Annotated in this window: 13 protein-coding genes; 4 read left to right on the top strand and 9 right to left on the bottom strand. The window is 70.0% G+C overall.

Features of this window, described 5'->3' with window-relative positions; all coding sequences use genetic code 11:
* The first annotated feature begins 21 nt into the window (after window positions 1–21).
* Together G4D83_RS39235 and G4D83_RS39240 are read left to right on the top strand one after the other, a co-directional pair.
* Complete coding sequence (locus G4D83_RS39235; RefSeq protein WP_163870183.1) at window positions 22–1,512, top strand: anthranilate synthase component I family protein; 1,491 nt, start codon at window positions 22–24, stop codon at window positions 1,510–1,512.
* Window positions 1,509–2,072, top strand: a complete 564-nt coding sequence (locus tag G4D83_RS39240) for an anthranilate synthase component II (protein ID WP_163870053.1) — start codon at window positions 1,509–1,511, stop codon at window positions 2,070–2,072. Before G4D83_RS39235 ends, G4D83_RS39240 begins: the two co-directional genes overlap by 4 nt.
* Window positions 2,073–2,080: 8 nt before the next feature.
* Here the strand turns inward: G4D83_RS39240 and G4D83_RS39245 are convergent, their stop codons facing one another.
* Window positions 2,081–2,677, bottom strand: a complete 597-nt coding sequence (locus tag G4D83_RS39245) for a histidine phosphatase family protein (RefSeq protein ID WP_163870054.1) — start codon at window positions 2,675–2,677, stop codon at window positions 2,081–2,083.
* Window positions 2,678–2,856: 179 nt separating this feature from the next.
* Here G4D83_RS39245 and G4D83_RS39250 point away from each other — a divergent pair, with 179 nt between their 5' ends.
* On the top strand, window positions 2,857–3,273 hold the full coding sequence (locus G4D83_RS39250; RefSeq protein WP_163870055.1) for a hypothetical protein: 417 nt from the start codon (window positions 2,857–2,859) through the stop codon (window positions 3,271–3,273).
* A gap of 60 nt (window positions 3,274–3,333) precedes the next feature.
* Here the strand turns inward: G4D83_RS39250 and trpA are convergent, their stop codons facing one another.
* Genes trpA through aroF form a run of 6 tightly spaced genes read right to left on the bottom strand, consistent with a single transcriptional unit; the run spans window position 3,334 to window position 8,831 of the window.
* Complete coding sequence (gene trpA / locus G4D83_RS39255) at window positions 3,334–4,125, bottom strand: tryptophan synthase subunit alpha (RefSeq protein ID WP_163870056.1); 792 nt, start codon at window positions 4,123–4,125, stop codon at window positions 3,334–3,336.
* Entirely contained in the window at window positions 4,122–5,327 is a 1,206-nt protein-coding gene (trpB, locus tag G4D83_RS39260; RefSeq protein WP_163870057.1) for a tryptophan synthase subunit beta, read from the bottom strand. The genes trpA and trpB overlap by 4 nt, the downstream gene beginning before the upstream one ends.
* Before the next feature lie 5 nt (window positions 5,328–5,332).
* Window positions 5,333–5,971, bottom strand: a complete 639-nt coding sequence (locus tag G4D83_RS39265; RefSeq protein WP_163870058.1) for a phosphoribosylanthranilate isomerase — start codon at window positions 5,969–5,971, stop codon at window positions 5,333–5,335.
* Window positions 5,968–6,726, bottom strand: a complete 759-nt coding sequence (locus G4D83_RS39270; protein WP_163870184.1) for an indole-3-glycerol phosphate synthase TrpC — start codon at window positions 6,724–6,726, stop codon at window positions 5,968–5,970. The genes G4D83_RS39265 and G4D83_RS39270 overlap by 4 nt, the downstream gene beginning before the upstream one ends.
* 59 nt (window positions 6,727–6,785) lie before the next feature.
* A complete protein-coding gene (gene trpD, locus G4D83_RS39275) occupies window positions 6,786–7,802 on the bottom strand; it encodes an anthranilate phosphoribosyltransferase (protein ID WP_163870059.1) in 1,017 nt (338 codons plus the stop codon).
* Window positions 7,803–7,805: 3 nt separating this feature from the next.
* Window positions 7,806–8,831, bottom strand: coding sequence for a 3-deoxy-7-phosphoheptulonate synthase (aroF, locus tag G4D83_RS39280; RefSeq protein ID WP_163870060.1), 1,026 nt, complete (start codon window positions 8,829–8,831; stop codon window positions 7,806–7,808).
* A gap of 172 nt (window positions 8,832–9,003) precedes the next feature.
* Here aroF and G4D83_RS39285 point away from each other — a divergent pair, with 172 nt between their 5' ends.
* Window positions 9,004–10,275: a protoporphyrinogen/coproporphyrinogen oxidase gene (locus G4D83_RS39285; protein ID WP_420826694.1), complete on the top strand. Its 1,272-nt coding sequence runs from the start codon at window positions 9,004–9,006 to the stop codon at window positions 10,273–10,275.
* 164 nt (window positions 10,276–10,439) lie between these two features.
* Here G4D83_RS39285 and G4D83_RS39290 read toward each other — a convergent pair whose 3' ends face one another.
* Together G4D83_RS39290 and htpG are read right to left on the bottom strand one after the other, a co-directional pair.
* On the bottom strand, window positions 10,440–11,396 hold the full coding sequence (locus G4D83_RS39290) for a hypothetical protein (protein WP_163870061.1): 957 nt from the start codon (window positions 11,394–11,396) through the stop codon (window positions 10,440–10,442).
* A 157-nt stretch (window positions 11,397–11,553) separates the two neighbouring features.
* A complete protein-coding gene (gene htpG / locus G4D83_RS39295) occupies window positions 11,554–13,521 on the bottom strand; it encodes a molecular chaperone HtpG (RefSeq protein WP_163870062.1) in 1,968 nt (655 codons plus the stop codon).
* Window positions 13,522–13,532 lie beyond the last annotated feature (11 nt).

A 13,532-nucleotide genomic window follows, 5' to 3' on the forward strand; every position in this document is an offset into this window, starting at 1 on the left:
AGCGGGGGAGAGGTCATGACCATGGATGCACAGGAGCGGAAGGCGGCCTACCGCCAGCGCGCGGAGCAGGGCGAGGCAGTGCCGGTCTCGGTGGAGTTGCCGGCGGACCTCGACACGCCGCTGTCGGCCTATCTGAAGCTGGGTGGAGGCTCGCGCGGCTTCATCCTGGAGTCGTGCTACGGCGGCGAGCGCTTCGGGCGCTACAGCCACGTGGGCACCCACGCCGCGGGGCGCGTGCGCCTGGACTCGCACGGCGCCACCGTGTGGCGTGGCTCGCGCGAGGAGCGCCGCGACGGCAAGCCGATGGACGTGCTGCGCTCCCTGTGGCGTGAGCTCGCCGTGGCCCGACTCCCCGGTGAGGCCCCGTTCCTCGGCGGGCTCGTGGGGTACATGGGTTACAATTGTGTCTCGTGGATGGAGCCCACGGTTCCGGACCGGCACCCGCGCGACACGTCCTTCCCCGACTCCGAGTGGCTCATCTCCGAGGACTTCGTCACCCACGACTCGCGCACGGGGACGCTCAAGGTCACCGCCATCGCCCGCCCTTCGCTCCACGCGAGTGTGGCCGTCGCGTTGAAGGACGCCGAGGACCGCGCGCAGGCCATGGCCGAGCGGCTCCTCAAGCCGCTGCCGCAGGAGGCCTATGCGCCGTCGCCGCGCATGAAGGGGGAGAGCCCCGTGGCCTGTTGGGACCGCGCTGGCTACGAGGCCGCGGTGGAGCGCTCGAAGGAGTACATCCGCGCGGGCGACATCTTCCAGGTGGTGCTCGCGCGTCGCTTCGAGTCGCGAGGCGCGCCGCCTCCGCTGTCGCTCTATCGCGCGTTGCGCCGCGTGAATCCCTCGCCGTACCTGTTCCTGGTGGAGCTGGGCGAGGCGCGCGCGCTGGTGGGTGCGTCGCCGGAGTTGCTGGTGCAGGTGAGAGATGGCGACGTGGTGGTGCGGCCCATCGCCGGCACGCGTCGACGCGGAGCCTCCGAGGCGGAGGACCTGGCGCTGGAGAAGGAACTGCTCGCGGACGAGAAGGAGCGCGCCGAGCACATCATGTTGGTGGACCTGGGCCGCAATGACGTGGGCCGGGTGGCGGCGCCGGGCTCGGTGCGCGTCGAGGACCTGATGGTCATCGAACGCTACAGCCACGTGATGCACATCGTTTCGCAGGTGCGCGGGAAGCTGGACTCGAAGTTCGACGCGCTCGATGCGCTGGCCAGCACCTTCCCCGCGGGCACTGTTTCGGGTGCTCCGAAGATTCGCGCGATGCAGATCATCGACGAGCTGGAGGTGCAGCGGCGCGGGCCGTACTCGGGCGCGGTGGGCTACCTGTCCTTCTGCGGCACGCTGGACGTGGCCATCGCCCTGCGCACGTTCTTCGTGGATGGAGACCGGACCATGTGGACCGCGGGCGCGGGGCTGGTGGCGGACTCGGTGCCATCGAAGGAAGCCGATGAGACGGAGGCCAAGGCGGGGGCCATGGCCGCCGCGCTCCGGCTGGCTCGTGAGGGAGGTGGCCGGTGATTCTCGTCATCGACAACTACGACTCGTTCACCTTCAACCTCGTCCAGCTCCTCTACACGCTGGGCGCCGAGGTGAAGGTGGTGCGCAATGACACGCTCGACATCGCGGGCGTCGCGGCCCAGGGGGCCTCGCACCTGGTGATTTCACCGGGCCCCTGCACGCCGCACGAGGCCGGTGTCAGCGTGGCCGCGATTGCCCAGTCTCGAGTGCCGGTGTTGGGCGTGTGCCTGGGACATCAGTCCATTGGCGCGGCCTTCGGCGGCAAGGTGATCCGCGCTCCGGAGCCGGTGCACGGCAAGTCCGCGCGCATCCAGCACGGGGGCTCGGGGGTGTTCACTGGTGCGAGCCAGGGCTTCCAGGCCGCGCGGTACCACTCGCTCATCGTGGAGGCGTCCTCGCTGCCGCGAGAGCTGGAGGCCATCGCGTGGAGCCAGGACGGGCTCATCATGGCGCTGCGCCACCGTGAGAAGCCCGTGGTGGGCTTCCAGTTCCACCCCGAAAGCGTGTTGACCCCCGAAGGGCCCACCCTGGTGAAGAACTTCCTGGAGGGGCGCTTCTAGAGGGTGGCTCATCCCTTGAGGTGGGTGGTGTCGTTCCAACTGGCGAGTGCCGGCTGGGCGGCATCTCCATCGAAGCCGAGCACGCTGATGGAGCCGGTGCTCAAGAGGAACAGGCGTCCATCATCAGGCGGGAGGCCCAGCCACCGCGAGGCGAGCACTCGAAGGAAGTGTCCGTGGGAGAAGATGAGGATGTCTCCCTTCTCCGCGCGGGCATCGGCGATGACGCGGTCCGCGCGGGCGCCCACTTGCTGTGCCGTCTCTCCGTGGGGCACGCCGTTCTTCCACAGGGTCCAGCCTGGGTTCTCCACGCGAATCTCCGCGCTGGTGCGGCCCTCGTGGTCGCCGTAGTCCCACTCCATGAGGTCATCGCGCCGCTGGGCCGCGTCTCCGTAGCCGGCGAGCGCGCAGGTCTCGAAGGCCCGGCTCAGGGGGCTGGACCACACCTGGGCGAAGGTCCAGGCGCGCAGTGGTGAGCCGAGCAGCGCCGCCATCTTCCGACCGTCCTCCAGCAGCGGGACGTCCGTGCGCCCCGTGTGCTGGCCACTGCGGCTCCATGCCGTCTCACCGTGACGGACGAGCACCACCTGGGGGGCACGCGTTTTCATGGGTCGGATTGTGCCACCACCTCGGCGTCGGGTGCGTGTCCCGTGTCTCGCCAGGCGTCGAGTGGACAGTCCTTGGAGTGCCCGGTCCGCTGTCGAACGACGGACGCGCGAGGCTTGAACCCGTGCGTCGTCCACTCCACCCTGGGGTGGTGGTTCACGTTCCCCATGAGGAGTCACGAATGCGTCACCTCCGCCCGTTGCCCCACGCTTCCACCGTCCTCGCGTTGCTGCTGGCCTCGACGCTGGCCCTGCCGGGACATGCGCAAGCGCCAGCGGGGAAGGGTGCCAGCACGGAGGGCACGATGTTGCTGACCATCTTCATGAAGCACGACCAGGGCAAGACGCTGGAGGAGATCAACGCGCACCTGGACCGCACGGGCTTTCGCAAGAGCTTCCCGCCGCCCGGTGTGGAGGTGGTGTCCTGGTACGTGATGATGGGCGTGGGGCAGGTCGTCACCGTGCGACTGCCTCCCGAGAAGCTGCGCGAGGTGAACCTCGCGTTCGAGAAGGGCGCGTGGGGCGCGTTCCGCACGGAGTTCTACCCGACGTATGACTATCGGGCCATCTGGGAGAAGGCTCGCTCGGCGACGCCGTGAGGTGAGCCGGTACGAGGAAGGCCGTGCGCGCCGTTCTCCCTCGTACCCGAGCCACTTCGCTCAGCGCTTCAGGCCGCGCTTGATTTCAGCGCAGAGCGCCTTCGCTGCCTGCGGACCATCGGCATGCGCGGCGCGGACGATGGCGCTGCCCACCACCACGCCGTCCGCATGCGCCGACAACGTCCGTGCCTGCTCCGCGCTGGAGATGCCGAACCCCGCCACCACTGGAACTGGTGAAGCGTTGCGCACCAGGTCCAACCGCTGCGACAGGTCCGGCGGCAGCTCCGCGCGCATGCCCGTCACGCCCGCCACCGACACGCAGTACACGAAGCCGCGCGCGTCCTTCGCGATGGCCTCCGCTCGCGCTCGGGGCGTGGTGGGCGCGCACAGCGGAATCAGGTCCACGCCCGCCGCGTCGAACGTGGCGCGCAGGGCTCCGCTCTCCTCGGGCGGCAGGTCTGGAAGAATCGCGCCCGACACGCCGCGCTCTCGCGCCAGCTTCGCGAAGCGCTCCTCGCCCATCGCCATGATGACGTTCACGTACGTCATGATGACCAGCGGCGTCTCCGGGCAGCGCCGACGCACTTCCGGCACCACCTCCTCCAGCACGCGCTTCAGCGTCGAGCCTGCCTTCAGCGCGCGCTCCGACGCTCCCTGGATGACAGGCCCGTCGGCGATGGGGTCGCTGAACGCCACGCCCACCTCGACGATGTCCGCGCCACCCTCCACCAGCGCGGTGAACACCTCCACCGAGCGCGCCAGGTCCGGGTCTCCCGCCATGGCGTACGCCACCAGCGCGCCCTCGCCCCGCGCCTTCGCCCGCGCGAAGGCCTTCGCGATTTCGCCGCTCACGCCTTCACCCCCACCGCGGGCGGTACGCCTCGCGCGGAAATCGTCGCGACGTCCTTGTCCCCTCGGCCCGAGCAGTTGATGACCAGGTACTTGCCCACACCCAGCTCCCGCGCCAGCTCCTTGCCGCGCGCGAACGCATGCGACGTCTCCAGCGCCGGCAGGATGCCCTCCATCCGCGCCACCTCGTAGAACGCCGCCAGCGCCTCGTCGTCCGTGGCCGTGCGCACTTCCATGCGCCCCGTCTTCGCCAGGTGCGCCAGCTCCGGCCCCACGCCCGGATAATCCAGGCCCGCGGAGATGCTGTGCGCCTCCTGAATCTGTCCGTCCCCGTCCTGCAACACCAGCGAGCGGGAGCCGTGCAGCACTCCCTCCGAGCCCAGCGTCAACGACGCGCCATGCTGGCCCGAGTCCAGTCCATGCCCTCCGGCCTCCACGCCGATGAGCCGCACGCTCGCGTCGCCGATGAACGGATGCAGCACGCCAATCGCATTCGAGCCGCCCCCCACGCACGCCACAATCGCATCCGGCAGTTTCCCGAAGGCGGCCTGCGCCTGCGTGCGCAGCTCCTTGCCGATGATGGCCTGGAAGTCGCGCACCACCGTCGGGTACGGATGCGGCCCCGCCGCGCTGCCGATGACGTAGTGCGTGTCCGACACCTGTGACACCCAGGTGCGCATGGCCTCGTTCATCGCGTCCTTCAGCGTCCGCGAGCCCGACTCCACCGGGCGCACCACCGCGCCCAGCGCGCGCATGCGGAAGACGTTGAGCGCCTGTCGCTCCACGTCCAGCGCGCCCATGTACACCTCGCACGGCAGGCCGAACAGCGCGCACGCGGTGGCCGTCGCGACGCCGTGCTGGCCCGCGCCCGTCTCCGCGATGATGCGCTGCTTGCCCATCCGCTTCGCGAGCAGCACCTGCCCCACGGTGTTGTTGATTTTGTGCGCGCCCGTGTGCGCCAGGTCCTCGCGCTTGAGCCAGACGTGCGCGCCTCCCCACGACTCGGTGAGCCGGCGCGCGGGCGTCAGCGTCGTGGGCCTGCCCACGAACTCGCGCAGCACCCGTGCCACCTCCTCGTCGAACGTCGGGTCCGCGCGAGCCGCCGCATACGCCTCTTCCAATTCCATCAGCGCCGGGACGAGCGTCTCCGGCACGTAGCGCCCGCCGAAGCGCCCGAAGCGACCGGCGGCAGTCTCCGTGTTCATCCCTGTCACTCCCAGAGGTTGATGGACTTCGCGGCCCGCACGAAGGCGCGCACCGCGTCCATGTCCTTGATGCCGGGGGCCGACTCCACCCCGCTGGCCACGTCCACTCCGTACGGCCGTGTCGCGCGCACCGCCTCCGCCACATTGGAAGGCTTCAGTCCGCCCGCCACCAACACCGGCACGCCACACCCCGACAGCCCCGCCACCAGCGACCAGTCGAAGCCCACGCCGCCCCCGCCATACCCCGGCGCCGCCCCGTCCAGCAGCAGCCCGGCCACGTCTCCCACTCCCAGATATGTCCGCGCCCGCGCCACATCATCCGGCCCCTGCACCCGCAGCGCCTTGATGACCGGCACCCCGTACCCCGAGCAGGCCTCCGGAGGCTCGTCCCCATGAAGCTGCACCGCCGTGAGGCCGCACTCCCGCACCTTCGCCCGGATGTCATCCGGTGAGGCGTTGACGAACACGCCCACCACCGCGCCCAGCGGAGGCCGCGTCCTCGCCAGCGCCGCCGCCGTGGCCACGTCCACGCACCGGGGAGAGCGCGCGTAGAAGTTGAGCCCGAGCGCATCCGCGCCCGCCTCCCACGCGCCTCGCGCATCCTCCAGCCGGGTGACACCACAGACCTTCACCCGCACGCTCACGGTGTCAGGCCTTCCTCGCCGAGCAGCCGCCGCAGCGCCCGTCCAGGCTCCGCGTCGCGCAAGAGCGACTCACCCACCAGCACCGCGTCCGCCCCCGCCTCGCGCGCCGCCACCAGCTCCGTCACGGACTTGAGTCCGCTCTCGGCCACCAGCGCGCGAGCACGGGCACGCAACCGAGGCATCACCCGCAGCGCCGTGCCCACGTCCGTCTTCAGCGTCGCGAGGTCCCGGTTGTTGATGCCCACCAGCTCCGCGCCCGCCGCCAGGGCTCGCTCGGCGTGCGCCTCCGTATGCGCCTCCACCAATGCGGCCACCTTCACCGCGCGCGCCGTGGCCAGCATCTCCCGCAGCTCGCCATCCTCCAGCGCATCCGCGATGAGCAGCACCGCGTCCGCGCCCCACAGCGCGCTCTCCTCCACCTCGCGCGCGGCGACGAGGAAGTCCTTGCGCAGCACCGGCACCGACACCGCCGCTCGCACCGCGACGAGGTCCTCCAGCGCGCCGCCGAAGTCCGGCCCGTCCGTGAGCACACTGATGGCGCTGGCCCCCGCGGCCTCGTAGGCCCGGGCCACCGCCACCACGTCCGCATGGGGAAACGCGCCACCGGAGGGGCTCTTGCGCTTCACCTCCGCGATGACGCTCACCAGTCGCCCCGGTACTCGTCTCTGAAGAGCGTCCGCGAAGTCACGCGGCTCGGGACGCGCGCGCGGCGACAGGGGAGGCCTCTGGGCCAGCTCCCGTCGCTTGCGCGCCATGATGAGGTCCAGCGTCCCCGGCGCGGCCGGAGACGGGGTGCTTCCCGACTGTGCCCCGCTCACGACGCGGCCCCGTGGATGAGCGAAGCCAGCTTGCGCGCAGCGGCCCCCGAGTCGATGGCGTGCTCCGCCTTCCGCACGCCCTCGCGCAGGTCCGACACCTGGCCCACCACCACCAGCGCCGCCGCCGCGTTGAGCAACACCGCCGTGCGCAGCCCGGAGCGCTCGCCGGCCAGCAGCGCGCGCAACCGCTGCGCGTTCTCGTCCGCGTCTCCACCCGCGATGGCCTCGCGAGGCACCACGTCCAGCCCCGCGTCCTGGGGGCTCACGGTGAACACCCGCACCGTGCCGTCCTCGCGCAGCTCCGCCACCTCGGTGGGCGCGCAGGGCGAGATTTCATCCAGCCCGTCGTGGCCATGCACCACCCACGCGCGCCGGCTGCCCAGTCGTCCCAGCACGCGCGCGGTCTGCTCCACGCGCTTGCCGTCGAAGGTGCCCAGCAGTTGATAGCGCGCACCGGCCGGGTTGGTCAGCGGGCCCAGCAGGTTGAACATGCTGTGAAAGCCCATGTCCCGCCGCGCCTGCGCCACGTGCCTCAGCGCGCTGTGATGCGAGGGCGCGAAGAGGAAGCCCACCCCGTGCTCGTCGATGTCGAGCGCCACGCGCTCATGCGGGCGCTCCATGGAGACACCCAGCGCGGCCAGCACGTCCGCGCTGCCACACCGACTGGAGACGGCGCGGTTGCCATGCTTGGCCACCGTCACCCCCGCCCCGGCGGCCACGAAGGCCACCGCGGTGGAGATGTTGAAGGTGTGCGCTCCATCACCCCCGGTGCCGCAGGTGTCGAGCACCACTTCCGCCCGAGGAGACAGCTTCGCCGCGCAGGCCCGCATGGCCTCCGCAGCGCCGAGGATTTCGTCCTCCGTCTCCCCCTTCATCTTGAGCGCCGTCGCAAGCGCCCCCACTTGAGCAGGCGATGCCTCTCCCGCGAGCATCAGGCCCATGACCCGGGCCATCTCCTCGCGGGTGAGGTCGCGCCGGCTCACCACCTTGCCCAGCGCTTCCTTGAGTGTCATCGCCTATCCCAGCGACACGACTTCGCGGCCCATTGCCCGCGCAATCGCTCGCACTTCATTCATGGACTTCTCGAACTCGGGGAAGTCCAACGACTGGGCTCCATCCGACTTCGCGCGCGGCGGGTCCGGGTGCACTTCGACGATGATGCCGTCCGCCCCCACCGCCACCGCCGCCCGCATCATCGCCGGCACCGCCTTGCGCACGCCGATGCCGTGCGAGGGGTCCACGAAGACAGGCAGGTGCGAGAGCGCCTTGAGCATGGGCACCGCGTTCAAGTCCAACGTGTTGCGCGTCATCGTCTCGAACGTGCGGATGCCGCGCTCGCAGAGGATGACCTGGGTGTTGCCTCGGGCGACGATGTACTCGGCCGCCATCAACAGCTCCTTGATGGTGGCGGACATGCCGCGCTTGAGCAGCACCGGCTTGCGGCGCTCGCCCACCGCCTCCAGCAAGCTGAAGTTCTGCATGTTGCGCGCGCCAATCTGCAGGATGTCCGTGGCCTCGTCGACCGCGTCCAGCGTCGCGGTGTCCTTCACCTCGGTGGTGACGAGCAGGCCCGTCTCCTTGCGCGCCTCCATGAGCAGCGCCAGGCCGTCACCCTTGAGGCCCTGGAACTCATAGGGACTGGTGCGCGGCTTGAACGCTCCGCCGCGCAGCATGGTGGCGCCCGCCTTCTTCACCGCGTGCGCGGTGGAGAGAATCTGCTCGCGTGACTCCACCGAGCACGGGCCGGCGATGACGTGGAACGACGCGCCGCCGATGGTGAGGTCACCCACGCGCAGCTGCGTGTCCTCCGGCTTCACCTCGCGGCTGACGAGCTTGAAGGGCTGGGAGATGGAGACGGCGTCCGCGACACCGGGCAGCACTCGGAAGGGTTCTGGCTCCACCGCACCGGGGTTGCCGGTGATGCCGATGGCCGTGCGAGTGCCCCCTGGAATCGCGTGCGGTTGCCAGCCACGACGGCGGATCTCGTCGTTCACACGCTCGATGTCCTGGGCCGTCGCGTCTGGTCGCATCACGATCAACATGGGGATACCCGCCTTCTCTCCGCTATTGGACGCCGGGAAGCCCGGCGCTGTGACTCCTCGACCACCGAGGACTCGCCTTCCAGTTCCGCACAGTGTTCGCTCGCGAGCAACCCGGACGGCGGTGCCACTTGCGGCTCGCGCTCCAGGCGGCTCAGCATGGAGGGGGCCCAGCGTGGATGTGGGAGAGCGCGTGTCGAACCCGGACGTCATCGTCGTGGGCGCGGGACTCTCGGGGCTGGCGTGCGCGCGAGCGCTCGTCCAATCCCGCTTGAAAGTAATGCTCCTGGAAGCCAGCTCGGAACCCGGTGGCCGCGTGCGCACGGACGTGCACGAGGGTTTCCTGCTCGACCGGGGTTTCCAGGTGTACCTCACGGCGTACCCAGAAGGTCAGCGGACGCTGGATATCGCGGCGCTGAAGCTTCGGCGCTTCGAGTCTGGCGCGAAGGTGTGGAGGGGCGGGCGGCTGCACACGGTGGTAGACCCGCTGCGTCAGCCTGTGACGGCGCTGGCACATCTGTTCGATTCGGTCGGCACCTTCTGGGACAAGCTGCGGGTGTTGGAGCTGCGGCAGCAGGCGCGCTCGGGCGAGGAGGTGGACGTGTGGTTGCGTCCCCAGCGCACCTCGCGGCGCTACCTGGATGAGTTGGGCTTCACGGAGGAGATGGTGGAGGGGTTCCTGCGGCCCTTCCTGGCGGGCGTCTTCCTGGACCGCTCGTTGATGACGTCCAGCCGGTTCCTCGAGTTCGTCTTCCGCATGTTCGCCTCGGGTGACGCGGCGGTGCCGGAGCAGGGGATGTCCGCGATTCCCGAGCAGCTCGCCTCGAAGTTGCCTCCGGGCTGTCTGCGCGGGCACACGCCCGTGGCGGAGGTGTGGGGGCACCGGGTGCGGCTCGAAGATGGGGAGATGCTGGGCGCGCAGGCGGTGGTGGTGGCGACGGACCCGCCGGCCGCGGCGCGGTTGCTGCCTGGAATGCCGGTGCCGCTGATGAACGCGGTGACGTGCCTGTACTTCGCCGCGCCCGCGCCGCCAGTGGAGGGGCCGTGGCTGGTGCTCAATGGCGAGGGCCGCGGTGTGGTGAACAACGTGGCGGTGATGAGCGAGGTGTCCCCCACGTATGCGCCGCGAGGACAGTCGCTGGTGTCCGTGTCCGTGCTGGGTGTGTCCTCGGATGTGGAGGCGCTGCGCGCGCGGGTGTGCGAGGAATTGAAGGCGTGGTTCGGCGCGAGCGTGGCGGAGTGGCGACACCTGAAAACGTACTCGCTGCCGTTCGCTCTGCCCGCGCAGACGGTGGAGGCGCTGGAGCCGCCGCACCGCCCGGTGCGACTGTCACCCGGGCTCTACGTGTGCGGTGACCACCGGGACAGCGCGTCCATTCATGGGGCGCTGGGCTCGGGTCGGCGCGCGGCCGAGGCCGTGCTCACGGACCTGGGGCTGTACTCGTAGCGCGGGAGCTGGTTGCCGAGGGCACCGCACTCGCGAGGTGCGAACGGTGCTCTTGGACCTTGGTTTAGAGAGAGCGGCACTTGGGCTCGGCGCAGCGAGTGCTCAAGCCCCGGGGCAACGAGCGCCGCGCTCGGTCTTGACGAGCGTGGCGTTCAATCAGCGGCTCAGCGAGCGCCCTTCTTGCCCTTGCGCTTCGCCGCCCCGCGAGGAGCCTTGGCCTTCGGCGCCGACCTGCCCGCCGTGGAACGCTTGGCGCTCACGGTGGCGCCGCGTCGCTTGCGGCTGAGCGCTCCCCCAGACCGCTTGCTGGTCGCCTTGGGCTTGCGCCGATTCGCCGCCGCCGCCGCGAGCTCCGCCCGGGGGGCCTTCTTCACGGCGCTCTTGCCCCGCGCCTTCGCACCCACGCGCTTCGTGGCCTGCTTCCCACGCGCCTTGCCACCACCCGCCTTGCGTCGGGCGTTCTTGCGCGCACGACCCGTCGTCTCCTCACCCGCGCTCGCCGGAGCCTCGCTCACGACGGGCGCGGCGACAGGCGCGGCCTCGACGGGCACGGGCTCACGCACCGCGACCTTCGCCACCTCGACGCTCGCCGCCGCGACAGCCGCCTTCCTCGGGCGCCCCACCTTGCGCAGTGGGCCCGTGGGCGCCAGCCGCTTCGTCCTGGACGTCGGCGCGCCCAGCAGGTCCTCCGTGTCGCTCGCCTCCTCCGTCCACTGCAACGGGAAGGAGTCCGCGGTCAGCGGCCCCGAGGCCAGGAGCAGCGGCGCCGCCAGCTCATCCGCGCCGGAGGCCACGGCCGCCATCGCCGTCACCAGGCTGAGCGTCGTGGGCGCGGCCCCACCCAGCGGATAGAGCGCCACCGAGCCCATGTCGTTCCAGCCCACCACCAGATAGCGGAAGGCATTCGGATGACGCGCGCGCAGCGTGCTCATCACCAGGACGAAGGCGTTGAAGCCCCCGTCATCGAAGCGCACCAGCCACTGGTTGCCGAGCGGCTGACGCACGCGCCGCAGGGGCTTGATGAGTTCGGCTCGGACCACTCCCTGGATGGCGGCGCGCTCCGAGGGGGCCGCCGTCGGAAGGATGTCGCAAGTGAAGACGGCGAAGGAGGTTCGGGACATCCGGCCATCATTCCCTATCACTCACATGGCTGTCTAATGGTGCGGCCCCGATTTGCGCGAAAGGTCGCGGCCGCTGTCCACCAGACGTCGGCGGAACAGGCCCGCCACGGACCTCCAGCCCCGGAAAAGCGGGCGGAGGTCCATGGCCAAGGCCTTCTCAGCTCGCGGCCTGGGTGGTCGCCGCCGAGGCCGGAACCTCGGGCACCGGCGCCTTCGCGGCCTGACCCGCCACCTGCGTCAACAGCGACGTCAGCCGCCGCGCGAAGCGGTTCGGGTCGGAGATGGTGCTGCCCTCGGTGAGCAGCGCCTGGTCATGCAGGAGCTCAATCCACTCGGCCACCTGCGCCTGCGCGGGGTCCTTCTCGTGCACGGACTTCAGGTGCTCGATGACCGGATGCTTGGGATTGATCTCCAGGATGCGCTTCACGCGCGGCGTCCCCTTGCCCCGCTGCTGGAGCAGTCGCTCCAGGTACGCCGGAGAGCCTCCCTCCGGCACCACCAGGCACACCGGCGAGTCCGTGAGCCGGTCCGACACCCGCACCTCACGCACCGAGTCCTGCAGCACGTCCTTCATCCTCGCGGTGAGTCCCTTCAGCCCCTCCGAGCTCTGCTCGTGCTCCTTCTTCTGCTCGTCGGTGGACTGCAGCTTCAGGTCCGCCTGGAGCGCGGACACCAGCGGCTTGCCCTGGAACTCGCGCAGGCCCTGTGCGGCCCACTCGTCCACCGGGTCCGTCATGAAGAGGACCTCGTAGCCGCGCTGCTTCAGCGCCTCCAGATGCGGGCTGTCCTCCACCGCCTTCCGGGACTCGCCGTACATGTAATAGAGCGCCTCCTGGCCCTCCTTCATGCGCGACACGTAGTCCGCCAGCGACGTGAGCCCCTCCTCGCGCGAGCTCTCGTAGCGCAAGAGGCCGCCCAGCTTGTCCTTGTGCTCGGCCTCGGTGGCCAGCCCCTCCTTGAGCACCGTGCCGAAGGCCTTCCAGAACGTCGTGTAGTCCTCGGGCTTGTCCTTGGCCAGCTTCTCCAGGAGGTCCAGCGACTTCTTCACCACGTGCTTGCGGATGGCGCGCACCACCTGCGAGTCCTGGAGCAGCTCGCGCGACACGTTCAGCGGCAGGTCATCCGAGTCGATGACGCCGCGCACGAAGCGCAGCCACTGCGGCACCAGCTCCTCGCAGCGGTCCATGATGAACACGCGCTTGACGAACAGCCGCACCCCGCGCTGCTGCTGCGCGTTCAAGTCGAACGGCGGGTTCTTCGGCACGAAGAGCAGCCCGGTGAACTGCTGGTTGCCGTCCGCCTTGAAGTGCGTCCACGCCAGCGGCATGTCCCAGTCGTGCGTCAGGTGCTTGTAGAACTCCTGATACTGCTCGTCGGTGATTTCGCTCTTCGAGCGCTGCCACAGCGCGCTCGCCTTGTTCACCACCTCCAGCGCCGCTTCCGTCTTCGCGTCGTCCCCCGTCCCGGTGGTCTTCTTCACCTGGAGCTTGATGGGGTGGCCCACGTAGTCGGAGTACTGCGTAATCAGCGAGCGCACCCGCCACTCGTCCAGGAACTCCTTCTGGTCCTCCTTCAGGTGGAGGATGACGGAGGTGCCGCGGGCGGCGCGCTCGGCGGGCTCCACGGTGAAGGAGCCGTGGGCCTCCGAGGACCACTTCCACGCCTGCGAGTCCTTGCCCGCCGCGCGGCTGACGACCTCCACCCGGTCCGCGACGAGGTACGCGCTGTAGAAGCCCACGCCGAACTGGCCGATGAGCTGCACGTCCTTCTGCCCGCGCTGGGTCGCCATCTGGAGGAACTCGCGCGAGCCGGAGTGGGCGATGGTGCCCAGGTTCTTCACCAGCTCGTCATGGGACATGCCGATGCCGGTGTCCTCGATGGTGAGCGTGTTCTTCTCCGCGTCGGGGATGATGCGCAGCTCCAGCTCCGGCGCATCCGACATCAGCTCCGGCTCCGTAATCGCGCGGAAGCGCAGCTTGTCGAGCGCGTCCGACGCGTTCGACACCAGCTCCCGCAGGAAGATCTCCTTGTGGCTGTAGAGCGAGTTGATGACCAGGCTGAGGAGCTGGTTGATCTCCGCCTGGAAGGCGTGGGTTTCCCGCTGGGGGGGAGCTTCGACGGTCATGGGTACAGGGC

The organism is Myxococcus eversor (assembly GCF_010894455.1).
GTDB classification, from domain to species: Bacteria; Myxococcota; Myxococcia; order Myxococcales; family Myxococcaceae; genus Myxococcus; species Myxococcus eversor.

Excerpts from the sequence above, each read along its gene's own strand:
- G4D83_RS39235 (WP_163870183.1), top strand. The coding sequence starts at position 22 with ATGGATGCACAGGAGCGGAAGGCGGCCTACCGCCAGCGCGCGGAGCAG.
- G4D83_RS39245 (WP_163870054.1), bottom strand. The coding sequence starts at position 2,677 with ATGAAAACGCGTGCCCCCCAGGTGGTGCTCGTCCGTCACGGTGAGACG.
- G4D83_RS39250 (WP_163870055.1), top strand. The coding sequence starts at position 2,857 with ATGCGTCACCTCCGCCCGTTGCCCCACGCTTCCACCGTCCTCGCGTTG.
- trpB (WP_163870057.1), bottom strand. The coding sequence starts at position 5,327 with ATGAACACGGAGACTGCCGCCGGTCGCTTCGGGCGCTTCGGCGGGCGC.
- G4D83_RS39270 (WP_163870184.1), bottom strand. The coding sequence starts at position 6,726 with ATGGCGCGCAAGCGACGGGAGCTGGCCCAGAGGCCTCCCCTGTCGCCG.
- trpD (WP_163870059.1), bottom strand. The coding sequence starts at position 7,802 with ATGACACTCAAGGAAGCGCTGGGCAAGGTGGTGAGCCGGCGCGACCTC.
- aroF (WP_163870060.1), bottom strand. The coding sequence starts at position 8,831 with ATGTTGATCGTGATGCGACCAGACGCGACGGCCCAGGACATCGAGCGT.
- G4D83_RS39290 (WP_163870061.1), bottom strand. The coding sequence starts at position 11,396 with ATGTCCCGAACCTCCTTCGCCGTCTTCACTTGCGACATCCTTCCGACG.
- htpG (WP_163870062.1), bottom strand. The coding sequence starts at position 13,521 with ATGACCGTCGAAGCTCCCCCCCAGCGGGAAACCCACGCCTTCCAGGCG.